At 41.4% G+C, this 22,816-nt stretch carries 23 protein-coding genes and 1 other RNA gene; 5 read left to right on the top strand and 19 right to left on the bottom strand.

The window, feature by feature from the left end:
• Positions 1–14: 14 nt before the first annotated feature.
• The 3 genes from ACSSTM_RS02370 to csaA all read right to left on the bottom strand — a co-directional run bounded on the left by ACSSTM_RS02370 (position 15) and on the right by csaA (position 3,882).
• A complete protein-coding gene (locus tag ACSSTM_RS02370; protein ID WP_034660899.1) occupies positions 15–1,622 on the bottom strand; it encodes a glycoside hydrolase family 43 protein in 1,608 nt (535 codons plus the stop codon).
• 22 nt (positions 1,623–1,644) lie between these two features.
• Positions 1,645–3,036, bottom strand: a complete 1,392-nt coding sequence (locus ACSSTM_RS02365; RefSeq protein ID WP_106037685.1) for an MFS transporter — start codon at positions 3,034–3,036, stop codon at positions 1,645–1,647.
• Between the two features lie 513 nt (positions 3,037–3,549).
• Positions 3,550–3,882: a chaperone CsaA gene (gene csaA / locus ACSSTM_RS02360; protein ID WP_003215734.1), complete on the bottom strand. Its 333-nt coding sequence runs from the start codon at positions 3,880–3,882 to the stop codon at positions 3,550–3,552.
• 231 nt (positions 3,883–4,113) lie between these two features.
• Here csaA and ACSSTM_RS02355 point away from each other — a divergent pair, with 231 nt between their 5' ends.
• Entirely contained in the window at positions 4,114–4,593 is a 480-nt protein-coding gene (locus tag ACSSTM_RS02355; protein ID WP_034660901.1) for a site-2 protease family protein, read from the top strand.
• Here the strand turns inward: ACSSTM_RS02355 and ACSSTM_RS02350 are convergent.
• From ACSSTM_RS02350 to ACSSTM_RS02320, 7 genes are all read right to left on the bottom strand, one after another.
• Positions 4,583–6,214: a YndJ family protein gene (locus ACSSTM_RS02350; protein ID WP_437403974.1), complete on the bottom strand. Its 1,632-nt coding sequence runs from the start codon at positions 6,212–6,214 to the stop codon at positions 4,583–4,585. The two genes, ACSSTM_RS02355 and ACSSTM_RS02350, sit on opposite strands and share 11 nt — an antisense overlap.
• Positions 6,207–6,812 (bottom strand): DUF4166 domain-containing protein, encoded by a 606-nt coding sequence (locus ACSSTM_RS02345; RefSeq protein ID WP_437394723.1) that lies wholly within the window; start codon positions 6,810–6,812, stop codon positions 6,207–6,209. The genes ACSSTM_RS02350 and ACSSTM_RS02345 overlap by 8 nt, the downstream gene beginning before the upstream one ends.
• Complete coding sequence (locus ACSSTM_RS02340; RefSeq protein WP_437403973.1) at positions 6,775–7,656, bottom strand: hypothetical protein; 882 nt, start codon at positions 7,654–7,656, stop codon at positions 6,775–6,777. Before ACSSTM_RS02340 ends, ACSSTM_RS02345 begins: the two co-directional genes overlap by 38 nt.
• 147 nt (positions 7,657–7,803) lie before the next feature.
• Complete coding sequence (locus tag ACSSTM_RS02335) at positions 7,804–8,376, bottom strand: TetR/AcrR family transcriptional regulator (protein ID WP_034660905.1); 573 nt, start codon at positions 8,374–8,376, stop codon at positions 7,804–7,806.
• Positions 8,377–8,379: 3 nt separating this feature from the next.
• Positions 8,380–9,099 carry an MBL fold metallo-hydrolase gene (locus ACSSTM_RS02330; protein WP_034660906.1) on the bottom strand — a complete coding sequence of 240 codons (720 nt, stop codon included), beginning with the start codon at positions 9,097–9,099 and terminating at the stop codon, positions 8,380–8,382.
• Between the two features lie 37 nt (positions 9,100–9,136).
• Positions 9,137–9,610, bottom strand: a complete 474-nt coding sequence (locus tag ACSSTM_RS02325) for a GyrI-like domain-containing protein (RefSeq protein ID WP_095285282.1) — start codon at positions 9,608–9,610, stop codon at positions 9,137–9,139.
• A gap of 54 nt (positions 9,611–9,664) precedes the next feature.
• A complete protein-coding gene (locus tag ACSSTM_RS02320) occupies positions 9,665–10,597 on the bottom strand; it encodes a helix-turn-helix transcriptional regulator (RefSeq protein WP_034660908.1) in 933 nt (310 codons plus the stop codon).
• Positions 10,598–10,715: 118 nt separating this feature from the next.
• Here ACSSTM_RS02320 and ACSSTM_RS02315 point away from each other — a divergent pair, with 118 nt between their 5' ends.
• The gene (locus ACSSTM_RS02315; protein ID WP_066030776.1) at positions 10,716–11,240 is read left to right on the top strand and encodes a mother cell-specific membrane sporulation protein; all 525 of its coding nucleotides are present in this window, start codon (positions 10,716–10,718) and stop codon (positions 11,238–11,240) included.
• Between the two features lie 32 nt (positions 11,241–11,272).
• Here ACSSTM_RS02315 and czrA read toward each other — a convergent pair whose 3' ends face one another.
• Positions 11,273–11,602: a Zn(II)-responsive metalloregulatory transcriptional repressor CzrA gene (gene czrA / locus ACSSTM_RS02310; RefSeq protein ID WP_007500691.1), complete on the bottom strand. Its 330-nt coding sequence runs from the start codon at positions 11,600–11,602 to the stop codon at positions 11,273–11,275.
• Positions 11,603–11,788: 186 nt separating this feature from the next.
• Between czrA and ACSSTM_RS02305 the strand changes: the two genes are divergently transcribed.
• Complete coding sequence (locus tag ACSSTM_RS02305; RefSeq protein WP_034660910.1) at positions 11,789–13,114, top strand: APC family permease; 1,326 nt, start codon at positions 11,789–11,791, stop codon at positions 13,112–13,114.
• 97 nt (positions 13,115–13,211) lie between these two features.
• Positions 13,212–13,874 carry a lysozyme family protein gene (locus tag ACSSTM_RS02300; protein WP_034660911.1) on the top strand — a complete coding sequence of 221 codons (663 nt, stop codon included), beginning with the start codon at positions 13,212–13,214 and terminating at the stop codon, positions 13,872–13,874.
• Positions 13,875–13,902: 28 nt separating this feature from the next.
• Here ACSSTM_RS02300 and prpB read toward each other — a convergent pair whose 3' ends face one another.
• From prpB to ACSSTM_RS02280, 4 genes are all read right to left on the bottom strand, one after another.
• Positions 13,903–14,823: a methylisocitrate lyase gene (gene prpB, locus ACSSTM_RS02295; RefSeq protein ID WP_437403972.1), complete on the bottom strand. Its 921-nt coding sequence runs from the start codon at positions 14,821–14,823 to the stop codon at positions 13,903–13,905.
• Between the two features lie 12 nt (positions 14,824–14,835).
• Positions 14,836–16,272 (bottom strand): bifunctional 2-methylcitrate dehydratase/aconitate hydratase, encoded by a 1,437-nt coding sequence (locus tag ACSSTM_RS02290; RefSeq protein WP_034660914.1) that lies wholly within the window; start codon positions 16,270–16,272, stop codon positions 14,836–14,838.
• Between the two features lie 2 nt (positions 16,273–16,274).
• Positions 16,275–17,417 (bottom strand): citrate synthase, encoded by a 1,143-nt coding sequence (mmgD, locus tag ACSSTM_RS02285; protein WP_437403971.1) that lies wholly within the window; start codon positions 17,415–17,417, stop codon positions 16,275–16,277.
• A gap of 168 nt (positions 17,418–17,585) precedes the next feature.
• A complete protein-coding gene (locus ACSSTM_RS02280; RefSeq protein ID WP_003215636.1) occupies positions 17,586–18,125 on the bottom strand; it encodes a DUF420 domain-containing protein in 540 nt (179 codons plus the stop codon).
• Between the two features lie 198 nt (positions 18,126–18,323).
• Here ACSSTM_RS02280 and ACSSTM_RS02275 point away from each other — a divergent pair, with 198 nt between their 5' ends.
• On the top strand, positions 18,324–18,836 hold the full coding sequence (locus ACSSTM_RS02275) for a GNAT family N-acetyltransferase (RefSeq protein WP_060596695.1): 513 nt from the start codon (positions 18,324–18,326) through the stop codon (positions 18,834–18,836).
• A gap of 152 nt (positions 18,837–18,988) precedes the next feature.
• Here ACSSTM_RS02275 and ACSSTM_RS02270 read toward each other — a convergent pair whose 3' ends face one another.
• The 4 genes from ACSSTM_RS02270 to ACSSTM_RS02255 all read right to left on the bottom strand — a co-directional run bounded on the left by ACSSTM_RS02270 (position 18,989) and on the right by ACSSTM_RS02255 (position 22,770).
• Positions 18,989–19,780 carry a LysM peptidoglycan-binding and 3D domain-containing protein gene (locus ACSSTM_RS02270; RefSeq protein ID WP_034660916.1) on the bottom strand — a complete coding sequence of 264 codons (792 nt, stop codon included), beginning with the start codon at positions 19,778–19,780 and terminating at the stop codon, positions 18,989–18,991.
• Positions 19,781–20,036: 256 nt separating this feature from the next.
• Positions 20,037–21,818, bottom strand: coding sequence for a DNA helicase RecQ (recQ, locus tag ACSSTM_RS02265; protein ID WP_106037676.1), 1,782 nt, complete (start codon positions 21,816–21,818; stop codon positions 20,037–20,039).
• Between the two features lie 133 nt (positions 21,819–21,951).
• A non-coding RNA gene (ssrS, locus tag ACSSTM_RS02260) (6S RNA) lies at positions 21,952–22,137 on the bottom strand.
• Between the two features lie 132 nt (positions 22,138–22,269).
• On the bottom strand, positions 22,270–22,770 hold the full coding sequence (locus ACSSTM_RS02255; protein WP_034660918.1) for a TraR/DksA family transcriptional regulator: 501 nt from the start codon (positions 22,768–22,770) through the stop codon (positions 22,270–22,272).
• Between the last annotated feature and the right edge of the window lie 46 nt (positions 22,771–22,816).

Genomic DNA, 22,816 nt, shown 5'->3' with positions numbered 1-22,816 from the left:
GCGTGTTGTCTTTTTTATTTATCTGTTTCCTCATAACGGAAATAGTTGAAATCAGCAGGAAGACGCTCGCCGCTTGTATCCTGGCACTGCATGCCGACAAATGCCCCTGTAAAAAATCCCCCTCCTCGAATGAAGTCATCGGATAAATGGCTTGATTCAAATGACACATCAATTTCCTTCCATTCTCTTTGATCAAAAGAATAAGAATAGGTATATGTCTCTTTCTGAACGGTCACTTTTAAATACACATACGTGACCTCCTCTGGAATGACGATTTTTTGTGTCAACGGCTGAGAAAAGGAAAGGTTTTGACAGACAGATAGTTCAAGAATGCGGCCAAGTTCCTCGTCATATGTCACCTGAAGCGCTGTCCAATTTTCCGTATTATAATAATTCACAAGACCAGCAGCTTGCTGAAAATTCTCTGGAAAGAACGAAACAGCTGTCTCTGCTTCAAAATAAAAGCTTTGCCAGCGCCTTGCAACGAAAGCTTGAGTAAACTTAGATGTTAGTGATTCCTGTCCGTATAACCTTAAATGCTGAGGTTCTTCCGTTAATGAACCGATCTGATCAGTAAAAGGGATTCTTAATGTTTGGAAGTGTCTATTTAACGTTGATTCTTTAAATTCATCGACTGTATGGTGTGTAGGAGCAAAAACCTTTTCGTTTATCGCTGGCGCTTCAACCTCCAGCGCCCCCTCTTTTCCGCCCACAACATACGGCCAGCCATCCTTCCATTCGAGCTTTTGAATCGCTGTTTCTCTTCCTAAAGGACACCACCCTCTCTGTTGAAAAATAGATTCCTTGCTTGATTGAATGGGGCGGCCAGTGAGATGAGCCAAATACCATTCATTTGTATGCGTTTGAACGATGGAAGCATGCCCGCATTTTTGAAGCGGATGTTCAGGTGCGTGAAAAGCACTTAAAATGGGGTTATCAGGATGAACCTCATAAGGCCCTTCAATCTGCGAGGAACGGGCAATTGTTGCCGCATGCTCGTACCGGGTACCTCCTTCTGCTGTTAATAAATAATAGTAATCACCAATGTGATAAAGATGCGGCGCTTCTGTCAATTTTATCGGCGTGCCTTTAAAAATGACCTTCCGCTGACCAATGAGTTTCTTTTCCGACACGCTATATTCTTGCAGGGCAATACCCGCAAAGGAATGGTGTTTTTCCCTATGATCCCACAGCATATTTAAGACGTATTTCTTGCCGCTTTGGTCATGAAATAAAGAAGGATCAAAGCCAGAGCTATTGAGACGGACCGGCTCACTCCAATCACCATCCACTTCACTTGCCGTGACCAAATAATTATGACCATCTTTAAATGGACCATCCACTACTTTGATATCTGAATAAATGAGCCAAAACTGACCATCTGCATAGCTTAGGCACGGTGCCCATACTCCGCCAGAATCAGGATTCCCCTTCATGTCCAGCTGCGACGTTTTTTGCAAAGGACGCGCAGCAAGCCGCCAATGGACTAAATCCCTCGAATGATAAATTTGCACCCCTGGAAACCATTCAAATGTAGAGACCGCCATGTAATAATCTTCTCCTACACGGCAAATACTTGGGTCCGGGTTAAACCCTTTGAGCACTGGATTGGTAATTTTCATTCAACTTCCTCCTCTTCACGACCTACATTTTAAAATCATCCATATGATCGATATATACTTGATCCCTATTCTCAAGCTCCCTTACAACTTTTTTGTGTTTTTCTTCATCTAGGTTGTAAAAATTAATATCAATCATCGCTAAAATCAGTAAGCATACAGGAATCACCGTTACCGTGATTAAAATGCCAAGTAATGCTTCAGGTGTCTGTATTTGGTTCGCGACATAGCCAAATCGATCGAGTACAAGCCCCGGAACAATCCCGCCTAATGCCATCCCAAATTTAAAGAAGAACCCAATGACTGCGTAGATGAGCCCGCCCATCCTTTTCCCTGTTTTATATTCGCCATATTCAACAGTCTCTGGAATAAGTGCCCACATGTAAGCACCGGCTGTAATACTCCCCGCAGCAGCGACGAGCCTAAAAACAAGTATTAAAGTGATTTGACTCGACGGTATCACAAGTAATGCAAGAAGACCTACGATATTCAGCAATAAAGAATAATTCAGCAGCTTTTTCTTTCCTAACAGCTTGTGCAGCTTAGGAATAAACGGCAGCACCATTAAAGCTGGCAGACTGCCAATGAGTCCGTACCATTTCACTAAATCTTCTCTGCCAAGGTTATACGTCACATAATAGATCCCAACAGAGTTGCTGATCGAGTTCACACCAAAAATAATAATAAAGAAAATGCTTAATACAACAAGCGGACGATTCACTCGCAACTGGACAAAGATATCACTGAATTTAATCTTTTCCTCTGGCTTTTGAAGCGTGACACGTTCATTCGTGCTTTTAAAACAGAAAATCAGTAATGCACCGCCAAGAACGCCGAGAAAAGCCATCGTCATCTGCCAGCCGAGTGCTGTATTTCCTGTCGTATCACTTAAAAAGGTCGCAAGAAAAGGAACAAAAAAAGCCACAACTAGACCGCCTAGATTGGCAAAAACCATACGAACGGACGTAATACTGACAACCTCTTGGTTATTTCTTGTCATTGCGGAAGTTAAAGCACCATAAGGAACGTTGATGAATGTGTATGTAAGCGATAAACCAACATACGTGATGTAGGCATAAATGAGTTTACCCATTTCGGAAAAATCAGGTGTTGTAAAGCAAAGGATGGCAAGTACGACGAAAGGAAACGCACCGAATAACAAGTAAGGTCTGAACCTGCCAAAACGGCTGTTCGTCCGGTCCACCAATGCACCAATAAATGGATCTGCAAGCGCATCGATGGCGCGAACAACCAAAAACATCGTCCCTGCTGCTGCCGCTGATAAACCGTACACATCTGTATAAAAAAATAATAGATACGTAGAGACAGTTGCATAAATCAAATTACATGCGAAATCCCCTGAAGCATATCCCACTTTTTCAGACATACGAATCTTCTTTAAATTCTCACTAACCATGAGCTTTCTCCCTTCTTCACTTAGCCTCTTCTAACGAACAGATGATGGAGGGCAGCAGCAATCAATGCGGGAAATATAAAGCGCTTTCAATTTGTTGTAAAAATGTAGCTGAACATCTCATCCTTTCAGCTTAGCCCATTTAAGCAGCAAATCAGTTGAATGACGGAATCATCTCCTTCAATATAGGAATCAATGCTTGAAATTCATCTTAGTTTATTGACCAAACAAACTAAGATGAATTCATTTTATAAAATCTGATCTGACTTTTCAATATTTTTTGAAAAAATAATCCAAATAATCGATTTCTTGTCATTCATCTTGTAAAATGACATGAAAATCTGAAAGAATTCATTTAATGGTTGCATTCAAGCTCATCCCATGCTATATTAATCAAGCGATGAGCTGAATTGTGTAAGTCGGGTAACATGTCTCTTTGAGACACACACGAATGTGGCGTGTGGTTATTCCGCCTCAATACGCAAAAGACATCTTCTGAGGAAGATGTCTTTTTTCTTACCCTATTTTTGTTCCATTCTCAACCGGTTCATCTGTGGCTAGCAAAACCACGTCTTCTTTTGATGGCATGCCTCCTAAGACAAGCACTTCTGATTTGAACCCTGCAATTCTTCTTGGCGGGAAATTAACGACTGCTACAATTTGTTTGCCGGTAAGATTCTCCGCTGTATAACGCTTTGTCAGCTGAGCACTAGATTGTTTTACACCAATTTCTTCACCAAAATCAATCTTGAGTTTCAACGCAGGCACTCTTGCCTCTGCAAAAAATTCTGCTTCTATGATCGTCCCAACACGAATATCTAACGCCAAAAACTGTTCAATATCTGCCATATGACTCTCTCCCCTTCACGAAAGGTAACGTAATCTATTGATTATCCATTGTAGCACATTCATTTCGTCAAAAAGGAGGTTCAAAAAGCCTATTCAGCGCTAAAATCACCCTTTTAGTTTACATAATAAATTTATAGTCGTGTATTAAATGTTTGCATCCTGAAAATGAATTCAGTAAAATGGCAAATAATCCTACTGCTTCCTCCCGAATATATTGGGGAGGGTTCACACTTGTTTACATTATCGGATATGTGGACGTTTTGCTGGTCGTTTTTCGTCATTCTTCCTATCGTTGCCATCCTGCATCAGCTTGGCCATATTGTGGTCGCGTGGATGTTTGGGGCAAAGGTTTCCTTTGCTCTTGGCAGAGGCAAAAAAGTGTTGAAAGTAGGCGTCGTTGAAATTAGACGAATCTATTTTCTAGATGCATTTTGCCACTATGAAGAAATGAGGAAAAATAACCGATTTTCGCACATTCTTGTCTACTTAGGCGGTTCATTATGCAACCTGCTCAGTGTTCTCATACTGAATACAATGATCGCCAATGATTTCCTGCCAGAGCACCAATTTTTCTATCAATTTGCTTACTTCTCAGTCTACTATGTATTTTTTGCACTGCTGCCAGTCCAGTATGCAGATCATCATCCGAGTGATGGGCAAGCGATTGTGAACATCATTCGGCACGGTGAACCATGTGACATCATTGACTAACATGATGACTTTCAATGTCAATATGATAATGAATCGTTAAAAAAGGAATACCGAACAGCTTCATTTGGTGTACCGCTGTGAGACTTTGATCTGTCTCCGGCTTCATATGAAAGCTTTCTTCCATTGGCAGTTTCATGGTGATAAAAGGCGTATGTAAATACAATCCTTCGTCACCGGTACTGCCTTTTGGACGTGTGCTTTTTAATAGAAAGTCTTCCTTTTCATTAAAAGGCTTTAAAATGGCAGTCAGCTGAGAATACGGAAGCGGCAGCGCAATATTCATATAACCCGCAGCTGCATCGTGATGAAGAGCATAAAGTGCAAAAAAGACTTGCTCCCCTTTTGCGTTATGACGAATCCACGCACGCACATTCTCTCTTTCTTCCTTAGGGTGTTGAAATCTACAAAGGCTTCCCGGCATTTCATAAGGAATACGAGATGACCCCAAATAAAGCTGACCTATTTTCTTAAACACTGGCTGAAGTAAAAAAACAAAAGGCCTCACCCACCAATGAAAGCTAACGGCTGCTTTTAACGTAAAAGCCATAGGGTTCTCATAAAATCTGCGAATCACAGGTGAAACCCGATCAGCTGAAAATGTCGTTCCATTTAATTCATCAAGTGAATCGACTAAACCGAGCTTCTCTCGATCGTGCACTCTTTCCTCTTGAAAAGAGATCAAATGAAAGCGACCATGCACTTTCGAAATCGGAAAATCCTTCTGCTTCAATTGATCCTTCGGTCCTTCGATCACCCAGCCAATTAAACCTGGCAAAATCACAAAAAAAGCATTGATACTGCCATGAAACCAAATCATCTGATCAATGCTGATGTAGGTCACGCGCATAAGCATACCCGCTGAATAAAGAAGAGATAACACGATCGTCCCCATTAAAACAAAGCTAGAAAACACAACAAGACCTTTTGCGAAAGTTAACCGAAATCTTGTTTTCACACAAAGGATTCCATATATGTAGAGGGCAACCACATAAAGAATGACGCTGAACGTATCAAATAGACGGGAGAAGCTAATCCCAACAGCAATCATCACAGGCGACAGCAAAATCACCCAGCCCGCCGCTTTGTATAAAGCTGTCTCCTTTGTTCGCTGTCTCCCTAATAATCCATAAAAAAGCGGGATAAAAAAAGCCGAGTAATGAAAATGAATAGCGGTCAAAAGAACAATGATCGGCGAAAATGTCATCACCTGTATATCTGCTGTGTACAGCCAAAACCAAAGCCCGCCTAAAGCGATATACATCCATGCGCCATCGATCATCAGCTCATGAAGCGGAAAGATTCCTCTTTTCAGCAAACGAGCAAAGCCAAATAACGCCAACAGGAATGTATATAAAAGCCAGCCCGATGCAAACCAGGCGGAATGATAGATAAAAGCAGCGGTTGCACAAAGAGCCGCTAGTGGAAAGGCTTTCATTAAAAAGCCGATCAGCATACCTGGCTTTTGTTTCTTCCCTTCTTTCTTAAAAAAGTGTAAGGCAGCGGGAAGAAAAAATAGAATCGCCATGAGAACAAAAAATTCTGCTATCGGACCTGTCATCAAACGGGTGGCGATAAAAAAAGACATAAAGATCAGACTGGATGTCAAATGCCACTTATTCATCAGGAGACACCCTTTCTGTAAAACGGCCTTTATATGTAAAAAGAGTACCAAACAGGCGATTTTTCACGTGGACATCAATGGTATATTCACCTGCATGCTCATCGTAGCCTTCCGTTACATCTGACACACCATAAAGCCATGAAGGCAGCGGCCATTCCCTGCCGAACATCAAAAACTTCTGCCGGCCGGATTGAATACGCAGGAAATCATGCTTTGTTACTGTAAAATGAAGCTCTGACACAAGAAGTCTAGGCTTTCCAAAGTAGTCTAGGACTGTATGACTCTTCTGATCAATGATCATATCTGCATCAAAGTGCCGCTCCTGCTTTGGGAAATAAAACGTTCGATACCAGTGCATCCCTTCCTCCCCCTTATTTGTCACAAAGGGCTCATTGACAATTTGGAAAGGAATATCTCTTCCTCTCTCAGGGAAAAAACAACGAAACAATGGACCAATTCTGAAGATCAATCGAATGAGTCTTGACCCGCCGCCTATCTCCCCCATGGTGCCTTCAGCAGAAAACGCGCGGTGGTATCTCTCTTTTAGTTTTGGATGCAGCTTATCGTAATCCTTTACTTGATGACGATGAACGACCATGTCTACCTCCCCTTTTTCGTTTGATGGAAAATACATCTACACAATCTTTTAGATTTATCATACCTGCAATCGACAAGATGAAAAATCCACTCATCACAAGCGGCTCATGAAGCGTCGTTTGCGGGGATAGGATCCCTATACAAAGCATGATCAGAAAAAAAATGCTTTGTAGAATGAAAAGATATTTTTTTGACAGCTTAGGAATTAGCCATGATACGCCTAAAAGCGCATAAAACAATCGAAAACTCGTGCTATGATCAAAAGCAGAATGTGAAAAAGGGATGACCGCTTGGCATAGCCAGACGATGGCAAACAGCAAACAAATCCCGTAATGAGCAAGTGTTCTCTCTAGTAATAACCGAGGATGCGTTCCCTTTTCAAGCCACGTCTTTAAAGCGCCAAAACTAAAGGCCGTCATAAATCCTATCATCGGGCGAAAAAGAATCCGGTCTGCCCATGTCCAACCTTTTCCTTCTTTCGTTTCGTAATCAAATTGAGTTTGAAATACAATGTGATCGCTTGTTTTCATATACTTCCAGTAGCCGCTGCCTTCTTTGATAAAAGACAATGGGTGTGACGATTTGAAATTGAGTGAGGATGCCCGTTCATTCCGTTCATCCATCATTCTTGTTCGATACGCTCCTGTCCCTGTGACACTTAAACCAAACCCAAGATGCTTTTCATACAAAAAGGATTGGGGCTGTTCATTTTGGGATTCATTTAATGAAATGGTTGAAAAACGCAAATCCCACTGTTCATGAAGCTTTGGATTTTGCGTATATTCCCATACTTTCTCTATAGGTGCATGAATGGTTGTTTCCACATAAACAGGCTTTCTTTTCATCTGCCTCTACTCCTCTATGTGAATTATTTCACATAACAAGCATACCATGTTTCACAAAACTGTCAAATCTTTATTCGTTTTCTGTTAAAAAAATTCTTCAAGACGGCCGCCCTTTTAAGATATCGATTCACTGCAAAAAAAGACCTGTCAATGAGACAGATCTTCTTTTTGCAACACACCTGAGATATAAAGCCTGACCGCATAACTCACACTGTCTTCAAGCTGTTCTTTTCGTTGAAATCCCTTTTTATTTGAAATATCACCGAAGCCGTGCAATAAGCTTCTTAGTCCTCTTACCACATGTGTCATCTCTTCTTCTTTTACACCAAAGCGGGACATGATGGATTGGACAAATTCAGCAAGGCGCTCTGCCTCGCTTCTTACTTTTTTCTCATCCATATGTGAAAAGGCAGCTTCATAGAGGCCTGGATGTTCCCGGACAAATTCAACATACTGCCTGGCGAAGGCTAAAACAGCTTCTTCTTTATCCAGCCCCTCTGTTACGTGTATGCCTTCTTCACAAAGCATGGACAGCCCTTTTACTGCGAGTGCCGCCTGAATCTCATGAAGACCGGATACGTGATTATAAAGGGAAGGCGGTCTGATGTTCAGCCTTTTAGACAATGTAGCAATGGTCAATGCAGAAAACCCCTCTTCATCAACAAATGCAGCTGCTGTATCCATAATTTTTTCTTGCGTGATACCCATTCTTGGAGACACGGTTTACTGCTCCCCTTTCTTCAGCTGCTGCTGCCTTTTACGAACGGCAGCTTGCAGCTTTTCATGAGGTTTTATGATGAGATCGCCATGTCCTGCAGCAAGACAGGATAAGCGAAGTGCCAGTAATTTTTCGGCGCTATTGAGTGCGGTTTCTGCATCCCATGTAGCAAAGGCCGGGAACGGAAAGGTCCAGCGAAATTCACCCGTTACTGATAAGCCGCCTTTTGTTACAAGGGCATCCCCAGCAATCACAACTCCTGACCTTCCATCGTATAAGGAAATGCTGCCAGGTGTGTGCCCTGGTGTCGCAATGACTTTCAGCGGCCCAATCTCATCTCCTTCTTCGACAAGCACATCCGGTTTTGTGTGAATATTTCTCGAAAAACTGCCTTTGATTTTTTGCTGGGGTTCGCCAGGAAGCAAGGATAAGTCACCCTCAAATAGGCGGGCATCGCGTTTTGATAAATAGACGACTGCCTCTGGAAAAACTTTTTTCACTTCATCTAATGCGCCTATATGATCCATATGACTATGGGTGAGAATAATTTTGTGTATGGGTTTGTTCTTTTGACGGGCAAATTCGATGATCGGCTTTGCTGCCATTTTTAAAGCAGCATCAATTAAGATGAGCCCATTCTCTTCCTCAAATACATAACAATTTACCGGAAATAATCGCGGCATCAATGTGAGCTGGTGCAGACGGTCAAAAGTTGTCAATCTCATCAAGTGTCCCCCCAAAACTAATGTTGTTAGTTTTATATTAACTAATACTATTAGTTTTAGCAACTATTTTTTCATCGACCGCAATATAAATATCGATTTGCGCTTCTTTTGGATCAATAGACCTTTCATCGTACCATTCAAAATCCCCTGTATATGTGCGAAAATAACGCTGATCCCAATTCCAAATCTGCTGCCATGTTTCAAGCACAACTTCTTCAATCGGCCCCTTTCTCGTTCGAAATCTTGCGTACGTGGACGAGGGAATCTCTTTTACATGTTCTAAGTGCTGATCCACAAAGTGTCCCGCTGTGAATAAATAAGAGCCATGCTCATCTTTTTCATAATCTGAATACAGCCCTATGACGGGCGCTTGTCCCCCGTGAGGCTGCTGCGCAAAAAATTGCTGCCAAAGAGGTGCAATCTTCCGCTCTTTTGTCAGCTCCATTTCGTTTGTTGTTCGAACAGACAACCCTTTCATCCATTGTTTCTCTAATGTCACGATATCGTACATACATTCTCATCTCCTTTTTTTCTATCATATAAAAAGAAACCTGACAACATTGTGTCAAGTTTCCATTCGTTTGAGAAATTGTTTCAACTGGAGATCAAACGCTTCTTTGACATGCTTCGGGGAAAGAATGTCGACATCTGGACCTAAATGGAATAGGAAACTATTTAACCAATCATCTTGAGGTACAGTGATGGTGGCAAGATAGCTTCCGTCTGAACATACGTTCAATTCGTTCTCATCCACCCATTCCTTCACTTTGCCCACTGATGCTTCCGTTAACCTGAGCGTGACAGAGCTGACCGATGGTTGTTCTTGCCAAGAGTCATTCCAAGGCTTCTCTTCGTTTTTGATTCTTTTCGGTTGGAAATATCCTGAAATGGTGACAAGACCCGTCATTCTGGTCAGCTTGAACAGACGAAAAGCTTTTTTCACACAACAAAACGCATACAAATACCAATGCCTTCCTTTTAAAACAAGCGTATAAGGCTCCACTTTGCGTGGAAGTGTTTCGCCTTTCGCATTGCGATAGGTGAACTGAATATATTGGTGCGCTGAGGCAGCTGTATGGATGAGCTGGAGCTTCTGCTCAGCCTGGCTGTCTTTTCCCCAGGAGCTTAAATCAATGAAGACATGATGCTGTTTTTCGCTCTCACCCGTATGCGTGGGAATGAGCGATTTGATTTTTTTCAGTACATGCTCACTTTCTTTAAAGGAGTACGCACTCGTCATGCTTTCGAGGGCTGTTAAAATGACCTCGATGTCATCATCGGTAAATAATTTTTTCTCTAAACGATAGTCCTCAACAAGTGAAATGCCTCCACCTGCTCCTTGGGTTGTCACAATAGGGATTCCCGCTTGATTGATGGTATCAATATCACGATAAATGGTCCTCACGCTCACTTCGTGGAGTTCAGCAAGATCTTTCGCCTGAACCTGCTTCTTGCTAATGAGCAGCATCACAATAGATAAAATGCGGTCGATTTTCATGACTTTTCCTCTTTTTCATAAATGTAGGTTTTGTTTTGATAAAAAAAGAAAGAATGGTAAAGATAAGTAACAGCCAGCATTCGTTTACATCCCTGCACGTGCAGGAGGAGGTTGCATCATGACACATAACGTGTGGCAGTTGTTCATGATTGGGAGCATTATGTTGATCTGCATCATGATTCGAATGAATCGAATGAGACGCTATCAGCTTGTACGCCCCATCAGTCTTTTGATGAGAATGTATATCTTTGGTCTCTCTGCCCTTATTCTCCTATCAGAAGGATGGCAAAATCACAGTATCTTCATCTATGCCGCTATTGGCATGCTTTTTGGAAGCAGCCTGGCTATTCATGCCTATCAGACGATTCGAATGAAAGAAGAAAATGGCCGGCTGTATATGAAAACGAGTAAATGGATTGAAAGCTTCATTTTATGTTTGTTTTTATCCAGGCTTAGTTTTAAGCTGGTTGAGCTGACAAACCATTCGATGACCAAGATCAGTGTCGTTGAACTATATCAGCATATCGTGAGCGATGATGCGATGACCATGCTCAGCTTTTTTCTTTTAGCTGCTTACTATGTTGTTTTTTCTTATCACATGATGAAAGCAAGTAAACGATCGACACATGTGCATCATGCATAAAAACCTTCCTATAGGCGTAGGAAGGTTTTTTATCAATCGTGCTGTGCATGGTGAATCATCTGTTCAAGCACTTCCATCACATGCTGATCTTCAGGGCTGTAAAAAATCGAGGTCCCTGCTCGTCTAGATTTCACGAGACGAAGGTTTTTTAAAAAGCGCAGCTGATGAGAAACGGTTGATTGCATGAGATTCAGTGTTTCTGCTATATCATTTACCGAGTGTTCACCTTGAGACAGCAGGTGCAGAATTCGAATACGAGTCGGATCAGATAAAGCTTTAAAGGTTTGGGAGACAAGAAATAGACTTTCTTCATCCAGCTCCATCCGTTCCTGTTCTTGATTTGTATTCAGTTCTTCCTTCATTTTGCTTCACCTTTCTTGTCCGTCAAATCACGACTTATTCTCTGTATCATCATATACCAAAACGTCCGGCATGCAAAGCGGGCACACTTTAGAAAAAAGATTTACTCAAATAGCATTGACACTTGGTAGCATTCTTTTTAAAATGAGCATTATTTATTCATTTTTTTAGAGGAGCTGATAGGCAAATTGACTGAAGAGCCAAGACTAAAACGCAGCCTGACTGTCTTTCCACTTGTTGTGATCGGGCTTGCTTATATGGATCCACTTGTCGTATTTGATTCATACGGCATTGTTGCTCAGCTGACGAAAGGACACGTCGCTGCAGCTTATATATTTACGTTACTTGCATTACTATTGACAGCGCTTAGCTATGGGAATATGGTGAAGGCTTTTCCAAAAGCAGGATCTGCTTATACATATGCGCAAAAAAGTATTCATCCTCATGTCGGCTTCCTTGTGGGCTGGACACTTTTACTGGATTATTTATTTTTGCCTATGGTGAATTTTGCGATCGGAAGTGCTTATTTAACCGCAGCCTTTCCTGATGTACCTCATTACATTTGGATCATCATACTTGCTATCGCCATAACGACTGTCAATGTAATCGGTATTCGGCTTACAGCCAACATCACGGCACTATTTGTGACCTTCCAGGTCATTGTCGCCGTCACTTTTGTTGGGTTTGTTATTTATGGGCTCACACAAAACGCTGGAAGTGGAGAATTATTGTCCGCCCGGCCTTTTTATTCAGCGAGCTTAGAACCAGCGCTTATTTTTTCAGGAGCGACCATTTTATGTTTTTCGTTTCTAGGATTTGATGCAATTTCGACCATGTCTGAGGAAACCATTAAGCCAAAAAAGACGATCCCACTTGCCATCTTCTTAACCGTCGCCATTGGAGGCGTACTGTTTACCTTGACGTCTTATTTTTTGCAGCAGGTATTTCCAAATTTTCAACAGTTCAAGCATCCCGATGCTGCCTCACTTGAAATTGCGGAATTTGTGGGGGGCGCATTTCTCCACTCGTTCTTTTTAGCTGGCACAATGGTCGCTGTCATCTCTTCTTCCTTATCGTCACATGCAAGTGCAGCAAGGCTGTTATATGCAATGGGTAGAGATGAGTCGTTACCGAAGCGTTTCTTCGGATATATTCATCCGAGATTAAAAACCCCTGTTTTTAATATTTTATTAATTGGTGCTTTCTCCTTAACCGCAGTCGTTGGCGAACTTGAAGTCATTTATTCCTTTATCAGCTTCGGCGCGTTGATTGGATTCACTTTTGTGAACTTGTCTGTTTTTGCGTACTATTTCGTCAGACAAAAACAAAGAGGTGTACTCAATACATTGAGATACGCATTGATCCCTCTGTGCGGGACGGCCTTTTGTATTTGGCTGTTAACGAGCATCAGTACAAATGCATTAATCATTGGTATGCTTTGGCTGATTATCGGTTTTGTTTATTTCTGCTACAGATTGAAAACAAGACCCGAATTTACATTTGGGTATGATTGATTATAAGGTTTTCACTTGGTATCCTGTGCAGGATATGGCATAATAAAAAGGCTGTACTTCCCTTTTAAAAGCGGGGCAAAACAGGGGTGAACTGACCTTGAAAAAGAAAAAAACAGGATGTTTTGCCATTTCAGGCTGCTTCACGATTTTTCTGTTTGTTTTCGTATTAGCAGCCATTGTCATGTCCTTTAATCAAAAGGAATTAAAAAAGCTGCCGATTGATACGGAATCAATTGTTTTGTCGAGATTGGATGATTACAAGCCGCTTGTAGAAACAGAGCTAAGAGATCAAGATTTAGATCAATATACCGCGTTAATCCTCGGTATGATGTATCAAGAATCAAAAGGCAGAGGCGGAGATCCAATGCAGTCCTCTGAATCTCTTGGTTTGAAACGAAATGAAATCAATGACCCTCAGAAAAGCATTAGACAAGGAGTCCATCATTTTTCTACTATGTACAAGCATGGTAAGAAAAAAGGCGTTGATTTGGAAACCATTATTCAAAGCTATAATATGGGAATCGGCTATATTGATTTTGTTGCAAAAAACGGGGGAAAACATTCCGAGAAATTGGCAAAGCAATACTCCAAAAAGCAAGTGAAACAAAACCCCGAAGTCTATACGTGCGGAGGCAACAAAGATAACTTCCGCTATCCGTATTGCTACGGTGATTTCACTTATGCTGAAAAAGTAAAAGAAAAAACGAAAACAGTTGAAGAAAAGATGAAATTGGCTTCATCATCCACACCATCATCGTAAAAAAGCACTTCCGTTTAGGAAGTGCTTTTCATTTTGGCTGTTCTTTCCCGATTTCCGGCAGGATCGTTTTCGCTAAATGCTGATCCATTTCCTCATATTCCTCATATTGAATCGTTTCATACAGCTCTTTTCTCGTTTGCATGTCCTTCAGCATTCCTTGCTGCGTCCCCTTCTCCATGATTTCTGTAAATAAACGCTCATACGCTTTTGCAGCGACTCTAAGTGATGACACAGGGTATATGACCATCTGAAATCCAAACATCGAAAATTCGTCTGCATGATAATAAGGTGTCTTACCAAACTCCGTCATATTTGCAAGAAGAGGTCCTTTTATGCTGCTTGACGCATGCGTGAAGTCTTCAGCTGTAATGAGCGCCTCAGGAAAAATAGCATCAGCTCCTGCTTCGAGATAAAGATTGCCTCTGCGGATGACATCCTCCATCCCGTTTACAGACTTTGCATCGGTTCTTGCAATCACCAAAAGCGTTGGTGCCGCTTGTTTGATGGCTTTGATTTTCGCGATCATCTCTTCTACTGGAACGAGCGACTTTCCGTTTAAATGTCCGCATTTTTTCGGCATTTGCTGATCTTCAATTTGAACAGCTGCCACCTTGCTCTCTACCATTTCTTTGGCCGCCCTTGCAGCATTCAATACGCCGCCATAGCCAGTATCCATATCGACCAAAAGCGGCAGCTGAGAAGCTCGAATGATTTCCTTCGCTTTTTCAGCCATTTCCGTTGAATGGATCATGCCGAGATCAGGCAGTCCTTTGCTGGCACAAAAAGCGGCGCCAGATAAATAGAGCCCTTGGAAGCCCATTTTTTTTGCATAAAGCGCAGACATTCCATCGTGAACGCCTGGGATTTGAAATAAAGCTGATTTGTGCATTTGTTCTTTAAAGGCTGCGGCTAAATCTGCTTGACTTGATTCATCATTCACGATCCACACACTAGTTCCCCCTTATATGACGAATAGGTCCATAAATGATGGTACGGTTGTTGTTTTTAATTGATTTGGATTTTGACAGAGTGACACAATTTGATCCACTTGTTTTTGTGGAAATCTCGTCTTCAAATGATAGAGCCATTTCTTTTCAAGCAGCGGAATGCCTTCCTGCCTTCTTCTGCGATGACCAAGCGGGTATTCAATTTCAATTCGATCTGTCATCGTCCCGTCTTTAAAGAAGATCTGCACACAGTTTGCTATTGATCTCTTTTTCGGATCTAAATAATCTGCTGTATAACGTTTATCTTCTTTGACGACCATTTGATCCCGGAGACGATCAATGGCCGGATTTTGCGCCGTTTCTTCTTCATAATGGTCAGCTGTCAGCTCACCATAGATCAATCCAATCGCGGTAATATACTGCAAGCAATGATCGCGGTCTGCTGGGTTATACAGTGGCCCCTTCTTATCAATAATCCGAATCGCTGATTCATGTGTTGTAATCTCTACCCGGTCAATGTCATCTAATCGATCTTTTACAGCATCATGCAGCATCATAGCGGCCTCTGCAGCCGTCTGGGCATGAAACTCAGCAGGATAAGCAATTTTGAAAAGCACATTTTCTATGACGTATGATCCTAGCGGCTGAGCGAGTGTGAGAGATTTTCCTTGCATAAGAACATCTTCAAAGCCCCACTTCTCAGCACTAAGCGGTGTTTGATAGCCCATTTCCCCTTTTAGTGTCATCATTGCCAGTCTTACCCCGCGGCTTGTTGCATCACCCGCTGCCCACGATTTCCTTGATCCTGTGTTTGGGGCGTGGCGATACGTCCTAAGCGGAGAATTATCAACAAACGCTTGCGATAAAACATGCTGCACGTCTTCCTTTGTTCCGCCAAGCAATGCACACACAACAGCACTTGTTGCCACTTTGACAAATAACACATGATCCAAGCCATTTCGGTTCAGACAATTTTCTAAAGCGAGCACACCTTGAATTTCATGTGCCTTGACGATCGCATGCAGTACGTCATTCATCGAAAGCGGCTCTTCACCGTTTGCAAGCCGCGTTCTGCTGATGTAATCACTTACAGCTAATATTCCGCCTAAGTTATCTGACGGATGTCCCCACTCCTCTGCAAGCCACGTGTCATTATAATCTAACCAGCGAATCATACAGCCTATATCAAAAGCCGCTTGAACAGGATCTAGCACAAACGAAGTGCCTGGAACTCTTGCTCCGTTAGGCACAACGGTACCAGGTACGATGGGGCCAAGATGCTTCGTACATTCCGGAAAATTGAGCGCCAGCATTCCGCAGCCGAGTGTGTCTATCAGTACATACCGCGCTGTTTCAATGGCTTCTTTGCTCGTAATCTCCCCGTCTACTGCATAGGCTGCGATTTCTTCCAATAGCTGATCCGTTTGATTGGCGACTGCTGTTTTATTCATGTTCATTCCCCCGTTTTTCTATCATCATCTGAGACTTTTAATCCTCTTGGCCCTAAATACCGGACTCTCGGTCTAAAAATGCGATTATGCAAATGCTGTTCAATAACATGGGCTGCTAATCCACTAGCTCTAGCAGCAAAGAAAATCGGTGTATAAAGTGAAATTGGAATCCCGAGCACGTAATAAATAGGTGCGGCGTAATAATCAAGATTCGGATAGAGGTTTTTCTTCTCTTTCATGTATGCCTCGCCTGCTGCACACATGTCATAAAGCGTTGTATCTCCCTTTGATTCCGTAAGCGTTTTCAATGATCGTTTTAAAAGAGCGGCTCTTGGGTCCATTTTTCTCATGTATACCCTGTGGCCAAAGCCCATCATTTTTTCTTTTGCGGCTAATTTTCGTTCAATCAGCGCAAGGAATCCTTCCGTTGTTTTTCCTTCGAAAAGCATGTGCATGACAGCTTCATTCGCTCCCCCGTGCAAGTCACCTTTTAATGAAGAAATCGCTCCAGTAAAAGCACCATACATGTCAGAATGTGTGGATGCGATGACTCTGGCGGCAAACGTTGAATTAGGCAGTTCATGTTCACTATATAATGTGAGTGTTTGGTCAAAAGCGGTGATTTCGTCTTGTGTTGGAGTACGTCCTGTGAGCATGGCTAAAAAGGTTTCAGTGTAGGATTTGGTCTGATCTGGAGAAATAGCGGCGTCTTTTGTGAGAATATGATAGCTTCCAGCAACAATGGCCGGCAGCTGGCCGAGTAATCGAACAGCACGCCTTTGCTGGCACGCTTCTGATCGATCATGTAATGCATCATCGTACCCACTAAGAGCAGATATGCACGTTCTCATGGCATCCATAGGATGAGTGGTTTTTGGCAGCTTTGTTAAAATGGTTTGAATGGTTGGATGTAAGTTGGTTTGTGAGGAAATGTCTTGCTGAAATTGGTGATATTCCATGGTATCTGGTAATCTTCCATAAATAAGCAGATAGGCTGTTTCTAAATAGGTCTTTTTTTGTGCCAACTCGATGAGGTCATACCCGCGAATTACAATTTCTTCTTGCTGCACATCTAAGTATGAGATAGACGTTTCGCTTGCCACAATGTCTTCAAGCCCCGGTTTATAATGCAGTTGTTCAGTCATCATATAACCCCCGTTTCGTTCAATTGTTGTTCTCCAAACGAGCAAACGGCCAGAAATGATGTGAGTCTATAGATGGGAAGATACCGTGCAAGTCGGATACCCAATTCCCATTTTATCCAAAGCACTGCCTCTTGTAAATAAAAGAACGTATGTCCAGTTGGGCATACGTTAGCTGTAATATGGAGAAATCATCATATACACAATGACGCCAGTGAGACTGACATAAAGCCATAGCGGCATTGTCCAGCGGGCAATTTTACGGTGACGCTCGACTTGCATCTGTGCGCCTCTAAACAGAGTAATCAGGGCAAGCGGTACAATTACAGCTGATAAGACGATATGTGTGATTAAAATAAAGAAGTAAATTGGACGGATGATCCCTTCTCCTCCGAAATGGGTATCAGCTGCCATTGAATGATATGTCACATACGAAATTAAAAAGACAAGTGTCGTTGAAAATGCAGCAAAGATAAATCGTCTATGCGCTTTAATGTTCTTTTGTTTAATCATGATGAGTGCTGAAAGTAAAAAGATAAACGTAAAGCTGTTCATCACGGCATTAAGTAACGGCAAAAATGTAATATCCAGATGACTAAATTTATCTGATTTTGGCATTAAAAATAATAAAGCGATTAATCCGTTTATGGCAATTGTTAAAATGATCACAATACCAGTGAAATTTTTCGGTTTTTGATTCTGTTCGTTCATGTTTGAAAACCTCTCTTTATTAGTTCCGACTAAGAGTATGTTATTTAACTTTCTCTATAAAGTCAATGAATTCGCTGTCTTCGTCGAATTTTAGACAAACTTAAGGGTTGCAGGCGTTCTAACGGCTTGAAAGATCCATCCACTTCCTTTAGAATTGGAATTTATGTGATTTTTATCATTTCTGATATGAAAGGAGTAATGGACTTGTCAATCTTACAGGAAACAGCCAAAGATGTGAAGACGTTAGAGCAAGAATTACAGCAATTGCAGTTCCAAATGTATCGAATGCAAGAAAATATGAAAGATATTTCGAAAAAAGCAAAAATCATTGGCATCGATCAAGCGAAAGAAGATGAGTGGATGATCGTCTCTGCCATTGAAAGTGCAGATACATGTAAAATTATGTTGAGCGATTGTGAAAAAGCTTTTCGCGGACAATCTGATTTTTCCTTAATTGCGGAATATCCTGAAGAAGGAAAGATTCATATTGCCGATATTAAAGGCCCGCCAGATAATGGGTACGGCTCCATCTGTATGAAGCATTTAAAAGAAATCGCAAGAGAGCAGAACATACCAGTGATTACTGGCGACCTCGTCAAAAGGGACTGGAATCACGTGGATCGCTTGATTCATTTTTATGAAAAACATCAATTTGATGTCCAAATCAATTGGAAAGAACAAAGCGGAGAAATTTATTGGGTGGACAGCTAACGACAAAAACCAGCGTGTATCATAAGATATGCGCTGCTTTTTGTCGAAAATGCAAACTTTTCAGAAAAATATGTGTATTTTTGACCAAAAAAAGGGTATAATAAAAGCATCAGGCCGCCACCTGATGCTTTCTTCCAAAAAACAATTGTTTACTAGTTAAGTACTTTTACTTTGACTGATTTTACGCCCCAATTTTGCGCTTGGGATTTGCTTGGTACATGTACATCAATTTTGTTACCTTTAATTGCGCCGCCAGTATCTGCTGCGATGGCTTCACCGTAGCCTTCAACATAAACCTTACTTCCTAGTGGAATGACATTAGGATCTACTGCAATGACTTTTGCGTTTGGGTTTTTGTTTAAGTTTACCCCTGTTGCAGTGATACCTGAGATGCCACCATCATTTGCTGTATAAGCCGTAGCCGTAACAGTCATTTCTTTTTGTACACTTTGACTAGCAGAAGATGATTCTGCTTTAGCTGTTTCCTTTTTAGGAGCAGCTTTTTTCGTTGTTTGCTCTTTTTGGACAGGTTCCTGTTTTTGAACAGGTTCTGAGCTTACCGGAGCCGAGCTTTGACCAGCAACACTTAGTGTTGAACCAACCATAATTATATCTGAGTTTAAGTTATTCCAAGACTTAATATCGCTAATTGACACATTGAATTTTTGAGCGATTTTCCAGAGGCTGTCCCCCTTCTGGACTTTATACTGCTCCTGAGTTTTCTCTTTTGAAGAGATTGTCAATTTATCACCTACATAGATCATATCAGTAGATAAATTGTTCCAACCCTTTAGGTCTTTTAGAGACACATCATTTTTTTGAGAGATTCCCCAAAGTGTATCACCTTTCTTCACAGTGATTTCCTTTGCAGAAGCTTGCTGCGCTCCAAATGCTGTTGTTGAGATTGCTGCAACAGCAACCAAGGACATAATAGTCTTCTTCATAAAGTAAATCCTCCCTTGTTAGCTTTTTATGGCGGCTAACGAGTGCTATCGTAACATATGTAAATGTCATTTCAATAACAAAACGATATGTTTTAGATTACAGTTCCTTTACATGAAACATCTCTCTCCATTGGTAAATCAGCCCACAAAACGGCTTGATTCCCCGCCATATCAAGGTTTTAAAAGGATCGAAAACGACCTGATGAAAACGTGTCCAAGTGCAGCGAAAAAAATTTATTTTTCTTCTTTAAACACTTTATTTTTTCTCTTTTTCTATAAATAAACGAATTTCTTCTAAAAAAACATCTCCGTATTTCTCTCTTTTTTGAGCGCCAATCCCCTTAATTTGGAGTAATTCTTCATCTGTTTGAGGCTCTACAGCTGACATTTCCTTCAATGTTTGATCAGAAAAAACAACAAACGGCGGGACACCTTGCTCTCTGGCTAGCTTCATTCTCAGCGATCTCAATCGCTCAAATAATGCATCATTTTCTTGAATGGCCTCTGCTTTGATCGCCTGCTTTTTATACACTGTCTCTTGTCCAACTAACACTTTCTTCCCTTTATGGGTCACCTTAAGTGTTGGGTAAGCACCTTCAGACATGTGCAAATACTCTTCTGTAATTAAAAATTCAATGAAGTCACTGATTTGCTGAGCCGAATGTTGTTTCATTAAAGCATATGTAGGGAGACGGTCGAAACCTAGCTCAAGCACTTTTTTGTTTTTAGAGCCTGCCAGTACTTGGGCTATCATCATTTTACCGAATCGCTCATTCATCCTCACTGTACAAGATAACACCATCTGTGCTTCTCTTGTGACCTCTTCACGCTCTCTCTCATCAAGGCAGTTGCTGCATTTACCGCAAGGCGAACTAGCTGTTTGATCAAAATAGTCCATCACAAATTGCTGCAGACATTGCTCGGTATGACAGTAGTCCACCATTTGCCTTAATTTAAGCAGTTCATGCTGATAGCGCACCTCATCTTCTGTTGACTGCTCAATGAGAAAGCGCTGCACTCTTACGCCTTGTGGTGAAAACAGTAAAATGCACTCACTTTCAAGCCCGTCTCTGCCGGCACGCCCAGCTTCTTGATAGTAGCTTTCAATATCCCTTGGAATTTGATGATGGATCACAAAACGTACATTCGACTTATTGATTCCCATGCCAAATGCTGATGTAGCGACCATAACCTGGATGTCATCATTTAAAAACAGGTTTTGCTGCTCTTCTCTCGTATGGTCATCCAATCCGCCATGATAAACGCCAGCTTTGATCTTTTGTTTTTTTAGTCGATTATAAATGTTATCCGCTTCTTTACGAGTTGCTGTATAAATAATGCCAGACTCAAGACTGTTTTTCTTCATATATTGTGTGATAAAACGGTCACTATTTTCCCCTTTGATCACTTGAAAGGACAAATTTTCTCTAGCAAACCCAGTAAAGATGGTTTCTTCTCCGTTCATGCCAAGCTGTTCACATATATCTTGGTGAACCTTTTTCGTCGCTGTAGCTGTTAATGCGACAATCACCGGCCTTTTTGACAGCTTGTTCAAGCATTCTTGAATGAAGCGATAACTTGGCCTAAAATCATGCCCCCACTCAGATATACAGTGCGCTTCATCAATCGCGATTAAAGGGATCGTTAACCGATCCAGCAGCTGAAAAAAACGTTCATTTTGTAAGCGTTCAGGTGTGATATAAAGCAGCTCATATTCCCCATTTTCGCATTTTTTCAGCCTTTCATTCATTTCAGCTGCGGAAAGTGTGCTGTTTAAAAAGGAAGAACGTATTCCCATCTCATTTAACGCATCGACCTGATCCTTCATTAAAGAAATAAGCGGAGATACAACGATCGTTGTACCTTCCATCATGAGGGCAGGGATCTGATAGCAAACTGACTTCCCACCGCCTGTCGGCATAATGCAGACAGTATCCTTTTGTTTATTTACAATCGCTTCAATGGCTTGTTTCTGTCCTTTTCTAAAGACATCAAAGCCATAGTATTGTTTCAGGAGTGCTTCTGCTTGTTCTAACATCCAATTCCCTCTCCGTCATTAGTTTTGTCCATTTTAACATATATTCTTGCCTCTACAGGCGATCTGTCCAATTTCGCATTTTCACAAAATAAAAAGCCATTTTCCGAAATGGAAAATGGCTTGAATCATCCTAGGAAAAGCTGCGGATGCCGTAATCTAAGTAAGAAAGTTTTAAACCACCACTCCTCAAAGTGGGTGTTTGCAGAAACGTTCCTGTCTTCCTCTCTAAGGAGGCATGACATTCCGGCTTCAATGTAAAACTCCCTATTACAGCTTAAAGGTTAAAACTTAATTAACATTACGCGCATCGCAGCCTTTAAACTATATTACACGAAAGTTTATTAAATTTCAAGAGATCTTTTTTCTAAGAAATACTTATATATACAAGATATTTGTCCTTGCACACATAAGAAAACATTATTCTGAAAAAATGTAACTTCAACTTATTATCCTATTTTTCTTCGTCTATGTCAACATCCTGCTCTTCCTCTAATCGTTCATACGTATCTGAATGCATCTGATCCATTGTTTCCCTATTTGTTAAATCACGCATTTGATCAGAGAAATTACGGTCAAACTCGTTTGGGTCTTGAGTCGTTTCTTCGTTTTTCTTCGCATCGATTGAATAACGTGTATAGGGGACTGCTTTTAAACGTTCATATGGAATGTCTTTCCCTGTTTTCTCACATATCCCATATGTTCCGTCTTCCATTCGTTTCAGTGCTGCATCAATTTCGTCTTCAAGCTCGCCATCAACTTGATCCAGCGTTTGTTCTGTCATGCGGTCTAAATAGATGCTCCCATGATCAGCGATATGGTTCCCAACACCATTTGAAATCTCGCTGGATTCACTTAGCATAGATTCTTCTTTCTTTTTTGATCCTTTTACATCTCCCTTTAATTGATTCAATCTTTCGTATAAATCAGCTTTTTGTTCTTTCGTTAAGCCCACGGTCAATCACTCCTTTCTCATTACCTTCCCGCTGCAAGGGAATTGA

This window comes from Bacillus sp. RK1064 (genome assembly GCF_051488405.1).
Classification (GTDB): domain Bacteria; phylum Bacillota; class Bacilli; order Bacillales; family Bacillaceae; genus Bacillus.
The sequence above is the reverse complement of the archived record's forward strand: the minus strand, read 5'-3'. Positions and strand labels throughout refer to the sequence as shown.